Genomic DNA, 20701 nt, shown 5'->3' with positions numbered 1-20701 from the left:
CTTAAGTTTGGCGCTTCGGCGCCCTGTAGTGGATGGCGCATGTGCGCCGGCAAATAAGGTGTTAAGCCCCTGCCATGAAACCATCGCTAGTCTTGAGAATGGGCCAGCAGCTGACTATGACGCCGCAGCTGCAACAGGCCATCCGCCTGCTCCAATTGTCGACCCTGGACCTGCAGCAGGAAATCCAGGAGGCCCTGGAATCCAACCCGATGCTCGAACGCCAGGAAGACGGCGACGACTTCGACAATTCCGATCCCATGGCCGACAACGCCGAACAGAAGCCCAACACCGAGATCCAGGAACCGTCCTACCAGGAAACCACCCCCACGGTGGACAGCCTCGAGGACGGCGAATGGAACGAGCGCATCCCCAACGAGCTGCCGGTCGACACCGCCTGGGAAGACGTCTACCAGACCAGCGCCAGCAGCCTGCCCGGCAACGATGACGACGAGTGGGACTTCACCACCCGCACGTCGGCCGGCGAAAGCCTGCAAAGCCACCTGCTGTGGCAGTTGAACCTGGCGCCGATGTCGGATACCGACCGACTCATCGCCGTGACCCTGATCGACTGCATCAACAATCAGGGCTACCTCGACGAGACCCTCGAGGAAATCCTCGACGCGTTCGACCCGGAGCTGGACATCGAGCTCGACGAGATCGAAGCTGTCCTGCACCGCATCCAGCAATTCGAACCGGCCGGCATCGGCGCCCGCAACCTGGGCGAATGCCTGCTGCTGCAATTGCGTCAGCTGCCGGCCAAGACCCCTTGGCTGACAGAGGCCAAGCGCCTGGTCACCGACTTCATCGACCTGCTCGGCAGCCGCGACTACAGCCAGCTGATGCGGCGCATGAAGCTCAAGGAAGACGAACTGCGCCAGGTCATCGAACTGGTGCAGAGCCTCAACCCGCGCCCGGGCTCGCAGATCGAATCGACCGAAGCCGAGTACGTGGTGCCGGACGTCATCGTGCGCAAGGACAACGAGCGCTGGCTGGTCGAGCTGAACCAGGAGTCCGTGCCGCGCCTGCGGGTCAACGCCCAGTACGCCGGCTTCGTGCGCCGCGCCGACACCAGCGCCGACAACACCTTCATGCGCAACCAGTTGCAAGAGGCGCGCTGGTTCATCAAGAGCCTGCAGAGCCGCAACGAAACCCTGATGAAAGTGGCGACCCAGATCGTCGAGCATCAGCGCGGTTTCCTGGAGTACGGCGACGAAGCCATGAAACCCCTGGTGCTGCACGACATCGCCGAAGCGGTCGGCATGCACGAGTCGACGATTTCCCGGGTGACCACGCAAAAGTTCATGCATACCCCCCGGGGCATTTATGAGCTGAAATACTTTTTCTCCAGCCACGTCAGCACCTCCGAAGGCGGCGAATGCTCGTCCACGGCGATCCGCGCGATCATCAAGAAACTGGTTGCCGCGGAAAATCAGAAAAAGCCGTTGAGCGACAGCAAGATCGCTGGTTTACTGGAGGCACAAGGCATTCAGGTGGCTCGCCGCACCGTCGCCAAGTACCGCGAATCCCTCGGGATCGCGCCTTCGAGCGAACGCAAGCGGTTGATGTAAGCCACGTTACAGCGTTCCAGTGGCAGGCTATCCCGCCTGCCGCTTTATGCACTGGCAACGAAGGAGAAGCTGTATGCAAGTCAACATCAGTGGACACCAACTGGAAGTGACCGCCCCTCTGCGCGAGTACGTCGAGTCCAAGCTCAAGAAGATCGAGGGACATTTCGACAAGATCACCAACGTTCAGGTGATCATGACCGTCGAGAAGCTCAAACAGAAAATCGAAGCCACGCTGCATGTGCCGGGAAAGGAAGTGGTGGCCAATGCCGAACATGACGACATGTACGCAGCCATCGACCTCCTGACCGACAAACTGGATCGCCAACTCAAAACGCATAAGGAAAAGACCCAGAAAGTCCTTCAGGGCGCTACCGGTCGATAACCCCCCACTCCATGATCCGACTTGAAAGTATCCTGACCCCCGGCCGTTCCCTGGTGAACGTGCCGGGCGGCAGCAAAAAGAAAGCCCTCGAACAAATTGCCAACCTGATCGCCCGGGAAGTGCCGGATCTGGAGATGCAAGATGTCTTCGAGGCCCTGATCGCCCGTGAGAAGCTCGGCTCCACCGGTTTCGGCAACGGCATCGCCATTCCGCACTGCCGCCTCAAGGGTTGCGAGTCGCCCATCAGCGCACTGATGCACCTTGAAGCCCCCATCGATTTCGACGCCATTGACGGCGCCCCGGTCGACCTGCTGTTCGTCCTGCTGGTCCCGGAAGCGGCCACCGATGCGCACCTGGAGCTGCTGCGCCAGATCGCAAGCATGCTCGACCGCAAGGAAGTACGCGAAAAACTGCGTCGCGCCGCCAGTAACCAAGACTTGTATCAGGTTGTCCTGGACGAGCAGAACGGGCAGTAACCATGCGTCTGATCATCGTCAGTGGCCGCTCCGGCTCGGGGAAAAGCACCGCACTGGATGTCCTTGAGGACAACGGCTACTACTGCATCGACAACCTGCCGGCCGGCCTGCTGCCGGACCTGGCCGAGCGTGCGCTGATCCACACCGAACTGTCGCAGCCGCTGGTCGCCGTTTCGATCGATGCGCGCAACCTGCCGAGCCACCTGTCGCGTTTTCCCGAACTGCTCGAAGAAGTCCGCAGCCGGCATATCCAGTGCGACGTCCTCTACCTGGACGCCGACGAGGAGACCCTGCTCAAGCGCTTCTCGGAAACCCGCCGCCGGCACCCGCTCAGCAGCGCCAACCGTTCGTTGGCCGAAGCCATTGAGGACGAAACGGCCCTGCTCGGCCCCATCGCCGACCTGGCGGACCTGAAGGTCAACACCACCAGCCTGAACCTGTACCAGTTGCGTGACACCATCAAGCTGCGCCTGCTGAACCAACCGGAACCGGGCACTGCGTTCCTGGTGGAGTCGTTCGGTTTCAAACGCGGCATGCCGGTGGATGCCGACCTGGTGTTCGATGTACGCTGCCTGCCCAATCCGTACTGGAAGCCCGAACTGCGTGCACAGTCCGGCCTGGACGAGCCGGTGGCCGAATACCTCGCGGCGCAGCCGGAGGTCGAGGAGATGTTCCAGGACATCTACGCCTACCTGCTCAAGTGGCTGCCGCGCTTTGCCGCCAGCAACCGCGCCTACGTCACCATTGCCATCGGCTGCACCGGCGGGCACCACCGCTCCGTCTACCTGACCGAGCGCCTGGGCCAGGCCCTGCAAAAAACCCTGAAGAACGTCCAGGTTCGCCACCGCGACCTCACCTAAAGGATCCACACCGCGATGCCTGCTCTGGAAATCGAAATCATCAACAAGCTGGGGCTGCATGCCCGGGCATCGGCCAAATTCGTTGGCGTCGCCGGCCAGTTTCCGGACTGCACGATCAGGGTCGGACGCACGCCGGAAACCACGGTGGACGGCAAAAGCATCATGGCCATGATGATGCTGGCCGCCGGCAAGGGCACCAAGATCCACCTGAGCACCGAAGGGCATCAAGAGAACGAAGCCATGGATGCGCTGGTGACGTTGATCAACAACTATTTCGACGAAGGCGGCTGACCGCCCTTCTCAGGAGAGCGAAGGCGCCCTCCCGAGATCAGCCCAACGCCGTATCCATCACCATCATCAGGCAAAAGCCCACCAGCAACCCCAGGCTGGCCAGCTTGTCATGGCCGTTGCGCCGCGACTCCGGAATCACTTCGTGGGTCACCACCAGCAGCATCGCCCCCGCCGCCAACGCCAGCCCCAACGGCAACAGCACCTGCGCCAGGCTGACCAGCCACGCGCACAGCAGCGCAAACACCGGCTCCACCAACCCTGACGCGGCCCCGATCAGGAACGCCTTCACACGCGACATCCCCGCCCCGGCCAGCACCAGCGCAATCACCAGCCCCTCCGGCACATCCTGCAAGGCAATGCCCATGGCCAGACTGTCCGCGTCCGGCATGCCGCCGCCGGCCGACACGCCCACGGCCATGCCTTCAGGGATGTTGTGGGCGATGATGGCGAACACGAACAGCCAGATGCGCGGCGGGATCACCGGGTGTTCGACGGTGCCGACCAGCATTTCCGGGGTCGCACCGGAGACCCGGCGATCCACCAGGTACAGCCCGAACGCACCGGACAGGATGCCCAGGCAGATCAGGCCGCTGGCGCCCCACGGCGTCATGCCCAGGCTCTCGGCGGCGGCGATGCCCGGCACGATCAGCGAAAACGCCGTCGCCGCCAGCATCACGCCGGCGCCGAACCCCAGCAAAGAATCGCTGAGCGCCTGCGGCATGCGCCGGATCACCAGCACCGGCACCGCCCCCAGCGCCGTGCCGAGGGCGCAGACCGCCCCGCCCTGCAACGCCCGCGACAGTCTCGGCTCAAGATCCAGCCATTCCAGCCCGTGGGCGACCAGCAAGGTCATGCCCGCCAACAGCAGCAGCGAGCCGAACGCGTAACGGAACATCCGCCCGCTGCCGATCGCCAGTGTTCCAGTGCCCATAGTCAGCCTTGAATTGTTTTTATGGAGGACTCAAACCAGCGCAGCCTGATAGCGCGCAGCGACTTCCGGCCAATTGATCACGTTGTAGAACGCGCTGATGTATTCCGGCCGCCGGTTTTGATAGCGCAGGTAATAGGCGTGCTCCCACACATCGAGACCGAGAATCGGCGTGTTGCCGTTCATCAGCGGGCTGTCCTGGTTGCCGCTGCTCTCCACCACCAGCCTTTTGTCCGGGGTGACGCTGAGCCAGGCCCAGCCGCTGCCGAAACGGGTCAACGCCGCCTTGGTGAACGCCTCCTTGAAGCGGTCCAGGCCTCCCAGCTGTTCGTCGATGGCCTTGGCCAGCGCGCCGTCCGGCGAACCGCCGCCGTCGGGCACCATCACTTCCCAGAACAGCGAATGGTTGGCGTGGCCGCCGCCCTGGTTGATCACCGCCGCCCGCAGGCTTTCCGGCAGTTGCCGGACGCTGGCGACCAGCCGTTCCACCGGCCACTCGGCGTACTCCGTGCCCTCGACGGCGGCGTTGAGGTTGTTGATGTACGTCTGGTGATGCTTGGTGTAGTGGATCTCCATGGTCTGCGCGTCGATGTGCGGCTCAAGCGCGTCGTAGGCGTAGGGCAAGGCAGGCAAGGTAAAAGCCATTTCAATGGACTCCATGGTGATGTGGGGCCGACGCGCGGCGCGCATTGCCGGCGTCCGTATGCAGCAGGCGCTGGGTGCGCGGGTACTCGCCGTGCTCACTGATGAAATTGAGCAGCTCGACATAGGTCTTGCTGCTCTGGCGCAGCGCCGCTTCACGCAGGGCCGGGCGCAGGCGCTCGTCCTGCATGGCCTGCAACAGCCGCTGATGGATGGCGCAGAGGTATTCGGCGCTCTCCTCCGGCTGGTTCAGGCGCAGGTGCAGGTCCGCCAGGTTATGGTGGGAGATGACGCAGGCCGCCACCGCTTCGTCGGCATCCGCCCAGCGCTCGAACAGCACTTGAGCCAGGGCCAGGGCCTGCAGATAGGCTTCACGGGCATCGATCAGTTCGCCCAGCATGAAGCAGCGATTGGCCCGTTCGATCGTGCGTTTCCAGTGCTCCATGGTGAACCTCCGAAGCGGTGCGGCGCCTACACGCCGCCGGCGGTGAGTTTTTCGGGATTGAGCAGCTCTTCCAGCTGGCTGCGCGACAGATCGGTGTGCTCCAGCGCAACGTCGATCACCGGGCGGCCCTGCTTGTAGGCCTGCTTGGCGATTTCGGCGGCCTTCTGGTAACCGATGATCGGGTTGAGCGCGGTCACCAGGATCGGGTTGCGTGACAGCGCTTCCTTGAGGCGCGGTTCGTTGACCTTGAAGCTGGCGATGGCCTTGTCGCCGAGCAGGCGGCTGGCGTTGGCCAGCAGTTCGATGCTGCCGAGCAGGTTTTGGGCGATGATCGGCAGCATCACGTTGAGCTCGAAGTTGCCCGACTGGCCGGCGACGGTGATGGCCGAGTCGTTGCCGATCACTTGCGCGGCGACCATGGCGGTGGCTTCCGGGATCACCGGGTTGACCTTGCCGGGCATGATCGACGACCCCGGCTGCAAGCCTTCCAGCTCGATCTCACCCAGGCCGGCCAAGGGGCCCGAGTTCATCCAGCGCAGGTCGTTGGCGATTTTCATCAGCGACACGGCGGTGGCCTTCAATTGGCCGGAGACGGCGACGGCGGTGTCCTGCGAGCCGATCAGCGCGAACAGATCCTTGCCCGGCGTGAACTGCACGTGGGTGAGCTGGCTCAGATGACGGCTGAAACGTCCGGCGAATTCCGGATGCGCGTTGATCCCGGTGCCGACCGCCGTGCCGCCCTGGGCCAGGGACTGCAGGCTCGGCAACAGATCCTGCAGATGGCCGATGTTGGCCTTGAGCTGCTGCGCCCAGCCGTTGAGCACCTGGCTCATGCGCACGGGCATGGCGTCCATCAGGTGCGTGCGGCCGGTCTTGACGTGGTGATGGACCTGAACGGCCTTGCGCTCGATCACCTGCACCAGGTGCAGCAGCGCCGGCAGCAGTTGCTCGTGCAGGGCCAGGGCGGCGCTGACATGGATGGTGGTGGGAATGATGTCGTTGCTGCTCTGGCCGCAGTTGACGTGATCGTTCGGGTTGACCGCCTCGCCGAGCAGGCGGCTGGCCAGGGTCGCGATCACTTCGTTGGCGTTCATGTTGGAGCTGGTGCCGGAACCGGTCTGGAAGACATCCACCGGGAAATGCTGCATGAAGTCGCCTTCGAGCAAGCCTTGGGCGGCATCGCTGATGGCCTTGCCCTGAGCGGCGCTGATCTGGTTGAGCTCGACGTTGGCCCGGGCGGCGGCGGCCTTGGCCAGGATCAGCGCCCGGATGAACTGGGTGGGCATCGGTTTGCCGCTGATCGGGAAGTTATCCACTGCGCGCTGGGTCTGCGCGCCGTAGAGCGCGTCCGCCGGCACCTGCAGCTCGCCCATGCTGTCGCGCTCAATACGTGTCTTGGTCATCGGTGAATCCTTGGACTAGTTCAATGAGGGGAATCGAGGGAAGCAACTCGCAGGTCGCCAGTTGCCAGGTGAAGCTTTGCCAGCGCTTGAGCCGGCATTTGCACAAGGACAGGCGCTCCATCTCGCGCAGGGGACGCCAGGCCTGGTCGAGGCAGAGGCTGCGCCAGTGCCACGGCAAGGCGATGTCGTTGGCGGTGTCCATCAGCAGACGGAAAGAGGTTTCGGCGATCGTCCAGGGCGACGTCGACGTGCAGCAGGCCAGATACCGGCCTTCGGCGAGGTAATGTTCGATCAGGCGCGGCTCGTCCGGATCCATCGCACAGCGGATCTGGCGGCTCATCCAGCGCCAGCTTTCGAGGTAAGGCTGCTCGTGCAAGGCAGAACTCATGATTCCTGGCTCATCCGATAATGAGATTTATTATTAGATGATAATGAGAACCAAAACAAGAGCGGCCAATTCGTTGAGCCACAGGCAAAAACGGTGGAAGCCAGCCTGCTGGCGATGGCGTCAGTCCAGGCGCCGACTGTCGCTTCCACGGTTTTCCAGTATTCCGGACACAAAAAAAAGGCGCGCCACCCGCTGGGGTGGCGCGCCTTTCTGCGCAACGGTCGGGCTTAGCTGCCCGCGACGGTCATCCGCTCGATCAGCACCGATCCTGTACGGATGTTGCTGCGAAGTTCCAGATCATTACCCACTGCGACGATCTGCTTGAACATGTCTCGCATGTTGCCGGCGATGGTCACTTCCTGCACCGCGAACTGGATTTCGCCGTTCTCGACCCAGAACCCCGCCGCCCCGCGTGAATAGTCGCCGGTGACCATGTTCAGGCCATGGCCCATCAGTTCGGTGACCAACAGGCCACGGCCCATGCGCCGCAGCAGCGCCGCCTGATCCTCTTCGCCATGGGTGACGAACAGGTTGTGCACGCCGCCGGCGTTGGCGGTGCTCGGCATGCCGAGCTTGCGGCCGGAATAGGTGCCGAGGATGTACGACACCAGCTCACCCTTTTCGACGAACGGCTTGGCATAGGTCGCCAGCCCGTCGCCGTCGTAGGCCGCGCTGCCCATGGCGCGCATCAGGTGCGGACGCTCATCGATGGTCAGCCACTCCGGAAACAGCTTCTGCCCCAGCGTCCCTTCGAGGAACGACGCCTTGCGGTACAGGCTGCCGCCGGACACCGCCGACAGGAAGCTGCCGAACAGCCCGCCGGCCAGCTCGGCCGAGAACAGCACCGGCACTTCGCAGGTCGGCACCGGACGCGCGCCCAGACGGCTCGCCGCCCGTTGCGCCGCACGCTGGCCGATGCTCACCGGATCCGCCAGCAGGTTGCCCTGGCGGTTCACGTCATACCAGTAGTCGCGCTGCATCTGGCCGTCGGCCTCGGCGATCATCACGCAACTGAGGCTGTGCCGGGTCGAGGCGTAGCCGCCGATGAAACCGTGGCTGTTGCCGTAGACGCGGCAGCCCTGGTGGGTGCTCAGCGTCGTGCCGTCGGCATTCTTGATCCGCGCATCGGCATCGAATGCCGCCGCTTCGCAGAGCAAGGCCTTCTCGATGGCCTGCTCCGGGGTGATGTCCCAGGCATGGAACAGGTCGAAGTCCTGCACGTCCTTGGCCATCAGCGCGGCATCCGCCAGGCCGGAGGCCTCGTCCTCGGAGGTGTGCCTGGCGATGGCCAGTGCGGCGGCGACGGTTTCGCGGATCGCGTCCGGGCCGGTCGCCGAGGTGCTGGCGGAGCCTTTGCGCTGACCGACATACAGGGTGATGCCGAAGCCCTGGTCGCGGTTGAACTCGACCGTCTCGACTTCGCGCTGACGCACCGACGTCGACAGCCCCTGCTCGAGCGACACCGCCACTTCGCAGGCGCTGGCGCCCTGGCGCTTGGCTTCGGCGAGGATCTGCTCGACCTGGTCCTGCAGTGCCGGCAATGCCTGCGGGCCGACGCTTTCAACTGCACTCATGCTCATCTCCACTCAAATTCTGCTTTCGGCTGGGGTCATCGAGCGACCGGGCCGGACAAGCGGCCCCCGACTGGTTATCATGGCGGCGTTTCTTTGCGGACTGCCACCATGGTTGACTCTTACGACGACTCCCTCGATACGGGAGAAAAAAGCAAATCCCAGGTCAAACGCGAGCTGCATGCTCTGGTTGACCTCGGCGAGCGCCTCACCACCCTCAAGCCCGACTTGCTGGCCAAGCTGCCGCTGACCGACCCGTTGCGCCGTGCCCTGGCCGATGCGCCCAAGCACGTGGCGCACATCGCACGCAAACGGCACCTGCAGTTCATCGGCAAGCTGATGCGCGACCAGGACACCGACGCCATCCTGGTGCTGCTCGACCAGCTCGACGCTTCCACCCGCCAGTACAACGAGCGTTTCCACAATCTGGAGCGCTGGCGCGACCGCCTGATCGGCGGCGACGACGCGGTGCTGGAGAAGTTCGTCTCCGAGTACCCGGAGACCGACCGTCAGCAACTGCGCTCCCTGATCCGTCAGGCCCAGCACGAGGTGGCGCGCAACAAGCCGCCGGCCTCCAGCCGCAAGATCTTCAAGTACATCCGAGAGCTGGACGAGACCCAACGCGGCCTGCGCTGATCATCGTCACCGGGTGGTCGCCCAAGGCGCCACCCGTCGCTCCTTCCCTTCTTAAGCGCCCGTGCCGCCCACGGTGATCGCGTCGATCTTCAGCGTCGGCTGGCCCACGCCGACCGGCACCGATTGCCCGTCCTTGCCGCAGGTGCCCACGCCGCTGTCCAGCGCCAGGTCGTTGCCGACCATCGACACCCGGCTCATGGCCTCCGGGCCGTTGCCGATCAAGGTCGCGCCCTTGACCGGCGCGGTGATCTTGCCGTCCTCGATCAGGTACGCCTCGCTGGTGGAGAACACGAACTTGCCGCTGGTGATGTCGACCTGACCGCCGCCGAGGTTGGCGCAGTAGATGCCCTTCTTCACCGAAGCGATGATTTCCGCCGGATCGCTTTCGCCGCCCAACATGTAGGTATTGGTCATCCGCGGCATCGGCAGGTGCGCGTAGGACTCGCGCCGGCCGTTGCCGGTGCGGGCCACGCCCATCAGGCGGGCGTTGAGCTTGTCCTGCATGTAGCCCTTGAGCACACCGTTCTCGATCAGGGTGGTGCACTCGGTCGGGGTGCCTTCGTCGTCGACGCTCAGGGAGCCGCGGCGACCGCTCAAGGTGCCGTCGTCGACGATGGTGCAGAGTTTGGAGGCGACCATTTCGCCCATCCGGCCGCTGTAGGCCGAGCTGCCCTTGCGGTTGAAGTCGCCTTCCAGGCCATGGCCGACCGCTTCGTGCAGCAGCACGCCGGACCAGCCCGAGCCCAGAACCACCGGCAAGGTGCCGGCCGGCGCCGGAATCGCTTCCAGGTTGACCAGCGCCTGGCGCAGCGCCTCGCGGGCATAACCCATGGCGCGGTCCTCGGCGAGGAAATAACGGTAGTCGGTGCGTCCGCCGCCGCCGTGGCCGCCCCGCTCGCGGCGGCCGTTCTGCTCGACGATCACACTGACGTTGAAACGCACCAGCGGCCGCACGTCCGCCGCCAGCCCGCCGTCGGTGGACGCCACCAGGATCCGCTCCCAGACGCCGGCCATGCTCACGCTGACCTGCTGGATGCGCGGGTCGAGGGCACGGGTGGCGACGTCGATGCGCTTGAGCAGCTCGACCTTCTCGGCACGGGTCAGCACTTCCAGCGGATTGTCCGGCGCGTACAGCTGCGCGACGTCCTGGGTGGTGAACGCCTGCACCTTGCCGTCCTGCCCGGCGCGGGAGATCGAGCGGGCGGCACGGGCCGCCGCGCCCAGCGCTTCCAGCGTGATGGCGTTGCTGTAGGCGAAGCCGGTCTTCTCGCCGGACTGCGCCCGCACGCCGACGCCCTGGTCGAGGTTGAAGCTGCCTTCCTTGACGATGCCGTCTTCCAGCGACCAGGACTCGGAGATCTGCCCCTGGAAGTACAGGTCCGCGGCATCGATGCCGGGGCCGGCCAAGTCGCCGAGCACGCCTTGCAGGCTCTCGATGGTCACGCCGCCGGGCGCCAACAGGTGGTCACTGACTGAGGACAACAACTCGCTCATAGGTTTACGCCTTAAATTCATGTTCTGAGGCAGGCCGCTGCGCGCCCTGCGAGAAAAACCGCCGGTGACTGGCCACCGGCATCCGCGCCCGGATGGACGCCTGTTCGCTGCTGTCGCGCTCGGCCAGCAGCACGGCCTCGCCTGTGTCCTGATGCGCCAGCACCCGGCCCCACGGGTCGACGATCGCCGCATGGCCAAAGGTTTCCCGGGGCCCCGGATGCGTCCCGCCCTGGGCCGCCGCCAGCACGTAGCACTGGGTCTCGATGGCCCGCGCACGGATCAGCACCTCCCAATGCGCCGCGCCGGTCACCGCCGTGAAGGCCGACGGCGCGGTGATCAGTTCGGCGCCGGCGGCCCGCAGTTCGCTGTACAGCTCCGGGAAGCGCAGGTCGTAGCACACCGTCAGGCCGAGCCGGCCCACCGGCGTGTCCGCCACCACCACGCCGCTGCCATAAGCATAGTCATCGGATTCGCGGTAACGGCCGCGATTGTCCGCCACATCGACATCGAACAGGTGCAGCTTGTCATACCGCGCAACGATTTCGCCCTGGTCGTCCACCAGCAGCGAGCAGGCATGGGACTTGGCCTCCGGTCGATCCACCGGGGGCAACGGCAACGTGCCGGCCACGATCCATAACCTGAGGTCGCGGGCGGTCTGTTTCAACCACGGCAGGATCGGCCCTTGGCCCAGCGCTTCGGCCCGGCCGATGTCGGCGATGTCGCGGCGGCCCATGGCGGCGAAGTTCTCCGGCAGCACCGCCAGCTTGGCCCCCGCTTCGGCCGCCTGCTCAAGCAGGCGACGGGCATCGCGCATGTTGGCCGGCACATCGCTCTGGCTGACCATCTGAATCACCGCTAAAGACATGGCGCGCTCCACAAGAGGTTTGCGGCCATGCTACTCCATAGGTGCCGGGCCTGGCTGTTCAAAAAGGCTTGTCGAAGGTGATTTTCGGCTCTTTCCACGGCCCCTTGACGGTGTACTTGACGCTGGCGAACCGCGCGACGCGGTCGCCGATCAGCTTGTCGATCAGGAACAGTGCGCCGCCGACCGCCGGCGCGCCGACGATCAGCGCGGCGATCGGCAGGTTGTTGGTCACCGGCAAGGTCACCAGCAGCCGGGCGTCCACCTGATCGCCGACCAGGTCCAGGGTGCCGTTGAGCTCAATGTTGCTCGACGGCCCGGTCAGCAGGATCGGTTCGCGGGTCACGTAGACGCCGTTGGTCGCCACCAGCAGGCCTTTCACCCGGTCATAGCTCAGGCCTTTGCCGAACAGGTCGGAGAAATCCAGGCGCAGGCGCCGGCCGATGGAGTTGAAGTTGAGCAGGCCGAACACCCGCAGGGCCTGGGCGCCACCCTCTACTTCGACGAACTGGCCCTTGTTCAGCGACGCATCGAGGGTGCCGGAGAATCGCTTGGTCGCCAGCCACGCCGGCGAGCCCGGCCAGCGGCCATCGACGTCCATGTGGAACTCTTCGCTGGTCACGCTCGGCGCAAAGCCCCAGCCCTTGAGCACGTCGGCGAGGTTCTTGCCGCCGATCCGGCCCTTGTACCAGCTGCTCGTGTTGCCCGGCGTGCCTTCCCAGCCGCCGCTGCCCTGCAGCAGGATGCCCTTGAGGCCCAGGTCCAGATTGCTCAGGGCGATGCCCTTGGCGGTCGGCCGCACCTTCAGCGACCAGCCGCCCACCAGGTCTTCACCCTGGAAGAGTTGGTTGACGGTGATGTCCAGCGCCGGAATCTTCTTCGGGTCGACCGAGGCCAGCGGATCGGGTGCGTTCTCGTCAGCCTGCACCGCCGGATCCGGCGCCGGCAGGCGCACGTACTGCAGGTTCACCGCAATCGGCGCGCCGTTGGCGTCGGGAATGGCGACGGTGCCTTTGGCCTGCCGGCTGTCCAACGCCAGCGCCCAGGCGCCCGCCTTGCGGGTGAGCTGCACCGCCGCCTGATCCAGCGTGGTGCCGAACGCCGTGAGCTTGCCGACCTTGAAGTCGGCGCCGCTCAGCAGTTGCTTGGCGCTGCCGCCCGGATCCTGGCCGGCGTACTTGTCCACCAGGTCCTGCCACGGCTTGACGTCCAGCTCCGACAGCACGCCGCGCACCCGCAGGCCCTTGCCGCCGGGCAGCACCGCCTCGCCGGCGCCGAGGAACAGCTCACCGCGCCCGTCGGCGAAATTGCCCGGCGGCGCGGCGAAGGTGAAATTGGCCAGCTGATCGTAATTGACCCAGTAACGCCGCTCCGGCCCTTGCAGGGTCATGCGGAACACCGTGTCGCGCCCGGCGCTGGCCGGCATGCCGAAGGGGGCCGGCAGATCCACCGCCACGCCCTTGAGGCTGGAGCTGACCATCAGCTGGCTGTCGGCGCCGTCCAGGTTCACCTGCAACTGATAGGGGATCGTCCCGGACACCGGCAGCGGCTGGGTCACCCCGAGCCAGTCGGTGAGTTTCTTCACCTCGACCTGCCCGGAGGCGGCCACGCGGGTCTTGAGCCTGCCCGGGCCGCCGTCGGCGAAGATCTGCGCGGTCACCGGCTTGTCGAACGCCCGCGCGCTGATGTTCTGCCCGCTCAGGCCCTTGGCGCTGTCGAAACGGAAATCGCCCTTGAGCTGGGTCAGCTCAAGCTTGGGCTCGGCCAGCTTCAGCCGCGCGTTGGCCGGCTTGAAGTCGACAAGAATTTTCGGCGCATCGCCCTTGGCCAGCGGCACGTCCAGCTTCAGCTTGCCGGTCAGGTCGCCCTCGCCTTCCCAACCGGCGAAGGTCTCGGCGGTGCCGATCGGCGCTTCCTGGAGGATCTTCAGACCGTCGCCCAATCCGCCGGCGAAGGCACCGTCGAGCAGCAAATGGCTGTGTTCGCCCTCCGGTGCGTGGGGAATGTTGACGAACACGTCGCTGACCTGGGTGTCGAGCAACTGGCCCTTCTGCGCCAGGATCCGGATGCCGCTGTCTTCGATGAACACATCGCCGCTGACCTTGCTCACATGGGGCCAGCCCGGCTGGAACGCGAGTTCGGCGTCATGCACCTTGAAAAACAGGCTGATGCTGCGGTCTACGTCTGCCGCGCCCTTGTTCAGCGAGCCCTGGTACTGGAAGAAGCCCTGATCCACCGCGCCTTTGAGGATAGCGGTGCGCAGCCACTCGTCGACGGCCGGGTTCAGGACCTGCGGCAGGTACTTGGCGGTGTAGCGGCCGTCGCCGTCCACGAGGCCGACGCGCAAGTCCATGTAGTCTTCCTGGTCGTGGTCGAAATGCAGGCGGATCAGGAAGTCGCCGGCGATCTTGCCTTCTTCGCCGAGCACCTTCAGGTACGGCGCGATCAGGGTGAAGCCTTCCTTGTCGAGCTTCCAGGTCAAGCGGGCGTTGGCCTGGATGTACTGCCACGGTTTGGCGAAGATCGGATCGAGGTGCAGGACAAAGTCCTTGCTGTCCATCCGCAGCTCGCCGCCGCCGAGGTTGCCGCTGAGGCTGCCGCTGACGTTCCGCGCCGCCGGGGCGCCGTGGTAGGCGTCGAAGCCGACCCGGTCGAGGTTGGCGGCGAAGCTGAACCGGTTGTCGTCGGTGGCGTTGGGCCGCACGTCCAGCAGCACGTTGCGCAGTCCGCCGGTCACCTTCAGGCGTTCGACCACCGTGGCGAACCCCTGCGGCAACGGCCCCAGGGCATTGAGCAACGGCGTGAGCGGCGTCAGGTCGATCCGGTCGGCCTGCAGGTGCCACAGCTCTTCGGCCTTGTCGCTGGCGGCGGTCTGCTTGATCTGCACGCGGGATTCCCAGCGGGTCTCGCCGAAATTCATCGCCAACGAATCGAGGGTGACGGTGGCGCCGTCCCGGTTGCGCTCGTAGTAAGCGTTGAGGGCCAGATTGCCGATCCGGATCGGCTTGCGTTCGGCGTAGGCGCCGGTGAGCTGCGGCGCGTTCAGGCGGATCGCGGCGCTTTGCAGCGTCCCTTCGCGCCAGTCGACCCACAGTTCGCCGCCGGCCTTGATCTCGGAGAAGTTCCACTGCTGGGTCAGGCGCTCGGGCAGCCATTTCGCCCAGTCGCTCTGCGGCAGGCTCAGGTAGCCCTCCACGGCGCTGTCCTGCCACTGGCCGGCGCGGATCCGCGTGCGCACGCTGGCGGCCACCGGCTGTCCGTCGGGCAGGGTCAGGCGCACATCCAGCCGCTGACGGACGGTTCCGGTCTTGAGGTTGAGGCCGACGTAGGTGAAGGTCAGCGGTGCATGATCGAGCGGCTGCAGGGTCACCTGACTGTCGAGCACGGACAGCTGCTGCACCATCTGCATGTGGTCGAACAGCTGCTGCGGATCCAGCGGCTGGTCCTGCTTCACCGGCAAACCTTCCAGGGCCCAATTGCCGTCTTCGCCTTCCTTGAGGCTGATTTTCAGGCCGTTGAGTTCAAGGTGGGCGATGCGCACTTCCCGGGCCAGCAGACTGGCCCAGAGATCCGGCACCGCCCGCACCCGGTCCAGGCGCAGGGTGTTCGCGCCCTCGCCGACCATCACGTCGTGGGCCAGCAAAATCGGCGCAAATCCGCTCCAGCCGCCCTCCAGCTCACCGATCTGCACCGGCATGCCGAGGGCGGCGCCGGCCTTCTGCTCGACGTCTGCGCGGTACTCGGCCACCAGCGGCGCCAGCTCCCGGCCGAGGCTGACGTACAAGGCCATCAATACCAATACCAGCGCGCACAGGCCCAGCCCCCAGCGGGTGAGTGCGGCCAGAATGCGGGTCAGACGCTCCATGTCAGTTGGCTCCCATGGCAAAAAAACTGCGAAAAGCTGAGGCCAGCCGTTTCAGGACAAAAATGACGCAGGGGATCAGAGCAGCACCACGTCATATTGTTCCTGGGAATACATGGTTTCCACCTGGAAGCGTATGGTGCGACCGATGAACGCTTCAAGCTCGGCGACGTTGCCGGACTCCTCGTCGAGCAGCCGGTCCACCACCTTCTGGTTCGCCAGCACGCGATAGCCCTCGGCCTGATAGGCCCTGGCCTCGCGCAGGATCTCGCGGAAAATCTCGTAACAGATGGTTTCCGGAGTTTTCAGCTTGCCGCGCCCCTGACAGCTGCTGCACGGCTCGCACAGCACTTGCTCAAGGCTTTCGCGGGTGCGCTTGCGGGTCATCTGCACCAGGCCCAGTTCGGTGATGCCGATGATGTTGGTCTTGGCGTGGTCGCGCTCCAGCTGTTTCTCCAGGGTGCGCAGCACCTGGCGCTGGTGCTCTTCGTCTTCCATGTCGATGAAGTCGATGATGATGATCCCGCCCAGGTTGCGCAGGCGCAGCTGCCGGGCGATGGCGGTGGCGGCTTCGAGGTTGGTCTTGAAGATGGTCTCTTCAAGGTTGCGGTGCCCCACGAACGCGCCAGTGTTCACGTCGATGGTGGTCATGGCTTCCGCCGGATCCACCACCAGATAGCCGCCGGACTTGAGCGGCACCTTGCGTTCCAGGGCCTTCTGGATCTCGTCCTCGACGCCGTACAGGTCGAAGATCGGCCGTTCGCCCGGATAGTGCTCAAGACGGTCGGCGATCTCCGGCATCAGCTCGGCGACGAACTGCGTGGTTTTCTGGAAGGTTTCCCGGGAGTCGATCCGGATCTTCTCGATCTTCGGGCTGACCAAGTCGCGCAGCGTGCGCAGGGCCAGGCCGAGGTCTTCGTAGATCACGTTCGGCGCGCCGATGGTCTTGATCTGGGCGCTGATCTGATCCCAGAGCCTGCGCAGGTAGCGGATGTCCATCAGGATCTCGTCGGCCCCGGCGCCTTCGGCGGCGGTGCGCAGGATGAAGCCGCCGGCTTCCTTGATGTCTTCCTTGGCCACGCAGTCGCTGACCACCTGCTTGAGGCGTTCGCGCTCGGCTTCGTCTTCGATCTTCAGGGAAATGCCGACATGGGCGGTGCGCGGCATGTAGACCAGATAGCGCGACGGGATCGACAGCTGGGTGGTCAGGCGCGCGCCCTTCGAGCCGATGGGATCCTTGGTCACCTGCACCACCAGGCTCTGGCCTTCGTGCACCAGGGCGCCGATGCTCTCCACGGCCGGCCCTTCGCGCAGGGAGATTTCCGAGGCATGGATGAACGCGGCGCGATCCAGGCCGATATCGACGAATGCCGCCTGCATGCCCGGCAGCACGCGCACGACCTTGCCCTTGTAGATGTTGCCGACGATCCCGCGTTTTTGCGTGCGCTCGACATGCACCTCTTGCAGCACACCGTTTTCGACCACCGCCACGCGCGATTCCATCGGCGTGATGTTGATCAGGATCTCTTCACTCATGGCAGGGTCTCGTTCAGGCGTATTCACGGTAATGGCCGCATCTTGATCCGCACGGCGCTCACTGCGCGTTCAGGGTTTGCCAACAGGGTATGCCGAAATGGCCCAGCAGTTCTGCGGTTTCGCACAACGGCAAACCGACGACCGCCGAATAGCTGCCGTCCAGGCCCGCCACGAACACCGCGCCGAGGCCCTGGATGCCATAACCGCCGGCCTTGTCCCGGGGTTCGCCGCTGGCCCAGTAGGCGACGGCCTCCGCTTGGCCGATCGAACGGAAACGCACCCGGCTGCGCACCACCCGCGACTCGCAGCGGCCTTCCTCGACCAGGGCGATCGCGGTCAGCACTTCGTGCTCCCTGCCGGACAACATCATCAGCATGGCGCATGCATCGGCTTCGTCCACCGGTTTGCCGAGAATTTTGCCGTCCAGCACCACGGCGGTGTCGGCGCCCAGCACGCAGGACGCACCGCGGGAGCCGAGCGCTCGGCGACCGGCCTCGGCCTTGCCGCGGGCCAGGCGCTCGACGTAGGCGGACGGGGATTCATGGGGGGACGGGGTTTCGTCGATGTCCGCGCCGACGGCGGTGAACGGCACGCCGATCTGCGCGAGCAGTTCACGCCGGCGAGGAGAGCCGGAGGCAAGGTATAGCGGCTTCATCAAGACATCTCCCTGTTCAGTGCCCTGCCTCACGCGTAGCGTTCCCATTTGGCGAGGCAAGGCGCCGCTGCGGGCGCATGCCTGGGCAGATCAATTGATTTTGTAGCGGCGGCGCAATCCACGCAAAGCGAAGCTGACCCAAGGCCAGAGCAAGGCGCTGACCAACGCCGGCAGCACCAGCGCCAGCGTCGGCTGACGGTTGCCGGTCAAGGCGCTGAGCCACAGCTGGACCAGTTGCGCGAGGCCGAAGATCACCAGGATCACCAGGCTCTGCTGCCACATCGGAAACATCCGCAGGCGCTGCTGCAACGACAGCACCAGGAACGTGATCAGGGTCAGGATCAGGGCGTTCTGCCCCAGCAGCGTGCCGTACAGCACGTCCTCGGCCAGCCCCAGGCAAAACGCGGTGACCATGCCGACCTTCTGCGGCAGGGCCAGCGCCCAGAACGCCAGCAGCAGGGCCAGCCACAGCGGACGCAGGATCTCCATGAACTGCGGCAACGGCGACACGCTGAGCAGCATGCCGATGAAGAACGTCAGCCAGACCATCCAGCCGTTACGGGAAGCGGTAGCCCCGACCATTATTCCTGTCTCCCGGTGGTGGCTGGCGCAGCGGCCGGCGGTTTGGCCGCCGGTCGCGCGGCAGGCTGGGCGGCCGGTGGCTTGGCGGCGGTGGCGGCTGGCGGTTTCGCGGCGGCCGGGGCGGACGCCGGCGGCTTGCCGGCCGCAGGCTTGGCCGGGGTCGCGGCAGCGGGAGCCGCAGCGCCGGCGGCCGGGGCCGCGTTGGCCGGGGTCGTGGCGGCGGGCACCGTGACCGGCTTGGGCACGGTCGCCGGAATCACCGGGCCGCCGCCCAGGGCGTCGAGGTTTTCCTGGGCCTGGGCCGCGTCGTTCGCGCGCTCTTCGGCGGTGCGGTTGTCGCTGAACACCAGCAGCATGTAGCGGCTGCGGTTCAGGGCGGCGGTCGGCACGGCACGGACGATGGCGAACGGCTGGCCGGAGTCGTGGATCACTTCCTTGACCGTCGCCACCGGGTAGCCGGCCGGGAAACGCTGGCCCAGGCCGGAGCTGACCAGCAGGTCGCCTTCCTTGATGTCGGCGGTATCGGCCACGTGGCGCAGTTCCAGGCGTTCCGGGTTGCCGGTGCCGCTGGCGATGGCCCGCAGGCCGTTGCGGTTCACCTGCACCGGGATGCTGTGGGTGGAGTCGGTCAGCAGCAGCACGCGGGAGGTGTACGGCATCAGCTCGACCACCTGGCCCATCAGGCCACGGGCGTCGAGCACCGGCTGGCCGAGCACCACGCCGTCGCGCTCGCCCTTGTTGATGATGATGCGGTGGGTGAACGGGTTCGGGTCCATGCCGATCAGTTCGGCGACCTCGACCTTCTCGTTGACCAGCGCCGAGGAGTTGAGCAACTCGCGCAGGCGCACGTTCTGCTCGGTGAGGGCGGCCAGCTTCTGCAGGCGGCCCTGCAGCAGCAGGTTCTCGGTCTTGAGTTTTTCGTTGTCGGCGATCAGCTCGGTGCGGCTGCCGAACTGGCTGGCGACACCGTCCCAGAGCCGTCCGGGCAGGTCGGTGATCCAGTAGGCGTCCATCAGCACCAGCGACATCTGGCTGCGCGCAGGCTTGAGCAGACTGAAGCGGGCATCGACCACCATCAGCGCGACCGACAGCACGGCCAGCACCAACAGGCGCACGCCCAATGAGGGGCCCTTGGCGAAAAGCGGTTTAATAGGCCGCTCCTTCCGGGCAGATGTTCTGTTTATTCATACGGCTTCAAACCGGCCTGGATGAAAACTGACAGAAGATAAACGCCAACAGGCAGCACTGCAAAGTGCTGCCTGTGCGTTCACCCACGTATTGCACCCGGCGACTTATTCGCTGGAGAGCAGGTCCATGGTGTGCTTGTCCATCATTTCCAAAGCACGGCCACCGCCACGGGCAACGCAGGTCAGCGGGTCTTCGGCGACGATCACCGGCAGACCGGTTTCCTGGGCCAGCAGTTTGTCCAGGTCACGCAGCAGCGCGCCGCCGCCGGTCAGCACCAGGCCACGCTCGGCGATGTCGGAAGCCAGTTCCGGAGGCGATTGCTCCAGGGCGCTCTTCACGGCCTGAACGATGGTCGCCAGGGACTCTTGCAGAGCCTCCAGCACTTCGTTGGAGTTCAGGGTGAATGCGCGCGGAACGCCTTCGGCCAGGTTACGGCCGCGGACGTCGACTTCACGGACTTCGCCGCCCGGGTAGGCGGTGCCGATTTCCTGCTTGATGCGCTCGGCGGTGGATTCGCCGATCAGGCTGCCGTAGTTGCGGCGCACGTAGGTGATGATCGCTTCGTCGAAGCGGTCGCCGCCGACGCGGACGGATTCGGCGTAGACCACACCGTTCAGGGAGATCAGCGCGATCTCGGTGGTGCCGCCGCCGATGTCGACGACCATCGAGCCACGGGCCTCTTCGACCGGCAGGCCGGCACCGATGGCAGCGGCCATCGGCTCTTCGATCAGGAACACTTCGCGGGCACCGGCGCCGAGGGCCGATTCACGGATGGCACGACGCTCGACCTGGGTGGACTTGCACGGAACGCAGATCAGCACGCGAGGGCTGGGCTGCAGGAAGCTGTTTTCGTGAACCTTGTTGATAAAGTATTGCAGCATCTTTTCGCAGACGCTGAAGTCGGCGATCACGCCGTCCTTCATCGGACGAAT

The 20701-nt window shown here is 65.3% G+C and carries 20 protein-coding genes; 6 read left to right on the top strand and 14 right to left on the bottom strand.

What is annotated here, in order from left to right; translation table 11 throughout:
- Positions 1–74: 74 nt before the first annotated feature.
- The 5 genes from ACIP0B_RS21670 to ACIP0B_RS21650 all read left to right on the top strand — a co-directional run bounded on the left by ACIP0B_RS21670 (position 75) and on the right by ACIP0B_RS21650 (position 3577).
- A complete protein-coding gene (locus ACIP0B_RS21670) occupies positions 75–1568 on the top strand; it encodes an RNA polymerase factor sigma-54 (RefSeq protein WP_400835853.1) in 1494 nt (497 codons plus the stop codon).
- 73 nt (positions 1569–1641) lie between these two features.
- Positions 1642–1950 (top strand): ribosome hibernation-promoting factor, HPF/YfiA family, encoded by a 309-nt coding sequence (hpf, locus tag ACIP0B_RS21665; RefSeq protein ID WP_085578597.1) that lies wholly within the window; start codon positions 1642–1644, stop codon positions 1948–1950.
- Between the two features lie 11 nt (positions 1951–1961).
- On the top strand, positions 1962–2426 hold the full coding sequence (gene ptsN / locus ACIP0B_RS21660; protein WP_400835850.1) for a PTS IIA-like nitrogen regulatory protein PtsN: 465 nt from the start codon (positions 1962–1964) through the stop codon (positions 2424–2426).
- 2 nt (positions 2427–2428) lie between these two features.
- Positions 2429–3286, top strand: coding sequence for an RNase adapter RapZ (gene rapZ / locus ACIP0B_RS21655; protein ID WP_085578593.1), 858 nt, complete (start codon positions 2429–2431; stop codon positions 3284–3286).
- A 15-nt stretch (positions 3287–3301) separates the two neighbouring features.
- Complete coding sequence (locus ACIP0B_RS21650; protein ID WP_400835848.1) at positions 3302–3577, top strand: HPr family phosphocarrier protein; 276 nt, start codon at positions 3302–3304, stop codon at positions 3575–3577.
- 37 nt (positions 3578–3614) lie between these two features.
- Here ACIP0B_RS21650 and ACIP0B_RS21645 read toward each other — a convergent pair whose 3' ends face one another.
- The 6 genes from ACIP0B_RS21645 to pmbA all read right to left on the bottom strand — a co-directional run bounded on the left by ACIP0B_RS21645 (position 3615) and on the right by pmbA (position 8963).
- Positions 3615–4508, bottom strand: coding sequence for a ZIP family metal transporter (locus ACIP0B_RS21645; protein ID WP_400835846.1), 894 nt, complete (start codon positions 4506–4508; stop codon positions 3615–3617).
- A 30-nt stretch (positions 4509–4538) separates the two neighbouring features.
- Positions 4539–5150: a superoxide dismutase gene (locus tag ACIP0B_RS21640; RefSeq protein WP_400835844.1), complete on the bottom strand. Its 612-nt coding sequence runs from the start codon at positions 5148–5150 to the stop codon at positions 4539–4541.
- Position 5151: 1 nt separating this feature from the next.
- Entirely contained in the window at positions 5152–5592 is a 441-nt protein-coding gene (locus ACIP0B_RS21635; RefSeq protein ID WP_400835842.1) for a hypothetical protein, read from the bottom strand.
- A gap of 26 nt (positions 5593–5618) precedes the next feature.
- The gene (locus tag ACIP0B_RS21630; RefSeq protein ID WP_400835840.1) at positions 5619–6995 is read right to left on the bottom strand and encodes a class II fumarate hydratase; all 1377 of its coding nucleotides are present in this window, start codon (positions 6993–6995) and stop codon (positions 5619–5621) included.
- The gene (locus ACIP0B_RS21625; protein ID WP_400835838.1) at positions 6976–7383 is read right to left on the bottom strand and encodes a FagA protein; all 408 of its coding nucleotides are present in this window, start codon (positions 7381–7383) and stop codon (positions 6976–6978) included. Before ACIP0B_RS21625 ends, ACIP0B_RS21630 begins: the two co-directional genes overlap by 20 nt.
- Before the next feature lie 227 nt (positions 7384–7610).
- The gene (gene pmbA / locus ACIP0B_RS21620; RefSeq protein ID WP_400835836.1) at positions 7611–8963 is read right to left on the bottom strand and encodes a metalloprotease PmbA; all 1353 of its coding nucleotides are present in this window, start codon (positions 8961–8963) and stop codon (positions 7611–7613) included.
- Between the two features lie 102 nt (positions 8964–9065).
- Between pmbA and yjgA the strand changes: the two genes are divergently transcribed.
- Positions 9066–9590: a ribosome biogenesis factor YjgA gene (yjgA, locus tag ACIP0B_RS21615; protein ID WP_400835834.1), complete on the top strand. Its 525-nt coding sequence runs from the start codon at positions 9066–9068 to the stop codon at positions 9588–9590.
- 51 nt (positions 9591–9641) lie between these two features.
- On the opposite strand, the gene tldD is transcribed toward yjgA, so the two are convergent.
- From tldD to mreB, 8 genes are all read right to left on the bottom strand, one after another.
- On the bottom strand, positions 9642–11084 hold the full coding sequence (gene tldD / locus ACIP0B_RS21610) for a metalloprotease TldD (protein ID WP_400835832.1): 1443 nt from the start codon (positions 11082–11084) through the stop codon (positions 9642–9644).
- A gap of 4 nt (positions 11085–11088) precedes the next feature.
- Positions 11089–11949: a carbon-nitrogen hydrolase family protein gene (locus ACIP0B_RS21605; protein ID WP_400835830.1), complete on the bottom strand. Its 861-nt coding sequence runs from the start codon at positions 11947–11949 to the stop codon at positions 11089–11091.
- 58 nt (positions 11950–12007) lie between these two features.
- Complete coding sequence (locus ACIP0B_RS21600; RefSeq protein WP_400835828.1) at positions 12008–15811, bottom strand: YhdP family protein; 3804 nt, start codon at positions 15809–15811, stop codon at positions 12008–12010.
- 75 nt (positions 15812–15886) lie between these two features.
- Positions 15887–17344: a ribonuclease G gene (gene rng / locus ACIP0B_RS21595; protein ID WP_085578570.1), complete on the bottom strand. Its 1458-nt coding sequence runs from the start codon at positions 17342–17344 to the stop codon at positions 15887–15889.
- A 58-nt stretch (positions 17345–17402) separates the two neighbouring features.
- Positions 17403–17999 carry a Maf family protein gene (locus tag ACIP0B_RS21590; RefSeq protein WP_400835826.1) on the bottom strand — a complete coding sequence of 199 codons (597 nt, stop codon included), beginning with the start codon at positions 17997–17999 and terminating at the stop codon, positions 17403–17405.
- 90 nt (positions 18000–18089) lie between these two features.
- Positions 18090–18581, bottom strand: a complete 492-nt coding sequence (gene mreD, locus ACIP0B_RS21585) for a rod shape-determining protein MreD (RefSeq protein WP_085578566.1) — start codon at positions 18579–18581, stop codon at positions 18090–18092.
- Complete coding sequence (mreC, locus tag ACIP0B_RS21580) at positions 18581–19732, bottom strand: rod shape-determining protein MreC (protein WP_400835871.1); 1152 nt, start codon at positions 19730–19732, stop codon at positions 18581–18583. Before mreC ends, mreD begins: the two co-directional genes overlap by 1 nt.
- A 141-nt stretch (positions 19733–19873) precedes the next feature.
- A partial coding sequence (gene mreB / locus ACIP0B_RS21575) for a rod shape-determining protein MreB (protein WP_148112005.1) occupies positions 19874–20701 on the bottom strand: 828 nt, incomplete at its 5' end.

Source organism: Pseudomonas sp. NPDC089534 (genome assembly GCF_044749305.1).
Classification (GTDB): Bacteria; Pseudomonadota; Gammaproteobacteria; order Pseudomonadales; family Pseudomonadaceae; genus Aquipseudomonas; species Aquipseudomonas ekonensis.
Note: the sequence above shows the minus strand (reverse complement) of the source record. Positions and strands in the feature narration are given on the sequence as shown.

What these genes read in the sequence shown, in the direction of transcription:
- ACIP0B_RS21670 (WP_400835853.1), top strand. Translation starts at nt 75, where the DNA reads ATGAAACCATCGCTAGTCTTGAGAATGGGCCAGCAGCTGACTATGACG.
- hpf (WP_085578597.1), top strand. Translation starts at nt 1,642, where the DNA reads ATGCAAGTCAACATCAGTGGACACCAACTGGAAGTGACCGCCCCTCTG.
- ptsN (WP_400835850.1), top strand. Translation starts at nt 1,962, where the DNA reads ATGATCCGACTTGAAAGTATCCTGACCCCCGGCCGTTCCCTGGTGAAC.
- rapZ (WP_085578593.1), top strand. Translation starts at nt 2,429, where the DNA reads ATGCGTCTGATCATCGTCAGTGGCCGCTCCGGCTCGGGGAAAAGCACC.
- ACIP0B_RS21650 (WP_400835848.1), top strand. Translation starts at nt 3,302, where the DNA reads ATGCCTGCTCTGGAAATCGAAATCATCAACAAGCTGGGGCTGCATGCC.
- ACIP0B_RS21645 (WP_400835846.1), bottom strand. Translation starts at nt 4,508, where the DNA reads ATGGGCACTGGAACACTGGCGATCGGCAGCGGGCGGATGTTCCGTTAC.
- ACIP0B_RS21640 (WP_400835844.1), bottom strand. Translation starts at nt 5,150, where the DNA reads ATGGCTTTTACCTTGCCTGCCTTGCCCTACGCCTACGACGCGCTTGAG.
- ACIP0B_RS21635 (WP_400835842.1), bottom strand. Translation starts at nt 5,592, where the DNA reads ATGGAGCACTGGAAACGCACGATCGAACGGGCCAATCGCTGCTTCATG.
- ACIP0B_RS21630 (WP_400835840.1), bottom strand. Translation starts at nt 6,995, where the DNA reads ATGACCAAGACACGTATTGAGCGCGACAGCATGGGCGAGCTGCAGGTG.
- ACIP0B_RS21625 (WP_400835838.1), bottom strand. Translation starts at nt 7,383, where the DNA reads ATGAGTTCTGCCTTGCACGAGCAGCCTTACCTCGAAAGCTGGCGCTGG.
- pmbA (WP_400835836.1), bottom strand. Translation starts at nt 8,963, where the DNA reads ATGAGCATGAGTGCAGTTGAAAGCGTCGGCCCGCAGGCATTGCCGGCA.
- yjgA (WP_400835834.1), top strand. Translation starts at nt 9,066, where the DNA reads ATGGTTGACTCTTACGACGACTCCCTCGATACGGGAGAAAAAAGCAAA.
- tldD (WP_400835832.1), bottom strand. Translation starts at nt 11,084, where the DNA reads ATGAGCGAGTTGTTGTCCTCAGTCAGTGACCACCTGTTGGCGCCCGGC.
- ACIP0B_RS21605 (WP_400835830.1), bottom strand. Translation starts at nt 11,949, where the DNA reads ATGTCTTTAGCGGTGATTCAGATGGTCAGCCAGAGCGATGTGCCGGCC.
- ACIP0B_RS21600 (WP_400835828.1), bottom strand. Translation starts at nt 15,811, where the DNA reads ATGGAGCGTCTGACCCGCATTCTGGCCGCACTCACCCGCTGGGGGCTG.
- rng (WP_085578570.1), bottom strand. Translation starts at nt 17,344, where the DNA reads ATGAGTGAAGAGATCCTGATCAACATCACGCCGATGGAATCGCGCGTG.
- ACIP0B_RS21590 (WP_400835826.1), bottom strand. Translation starts at nt 17,999, where the DNA reads ATGAAGCCGCTATACCTTGCCTCCGGCTCTCCTCGCCGGCGTGAACTG.
- mreD (WP_085578566.1), bottom strand. Translation starts at nt 18,581, where the DNA reads ATGGTCGGGGCTACCGCTTCCCGTAACGGCTGGATGGTCTGGCTGACG.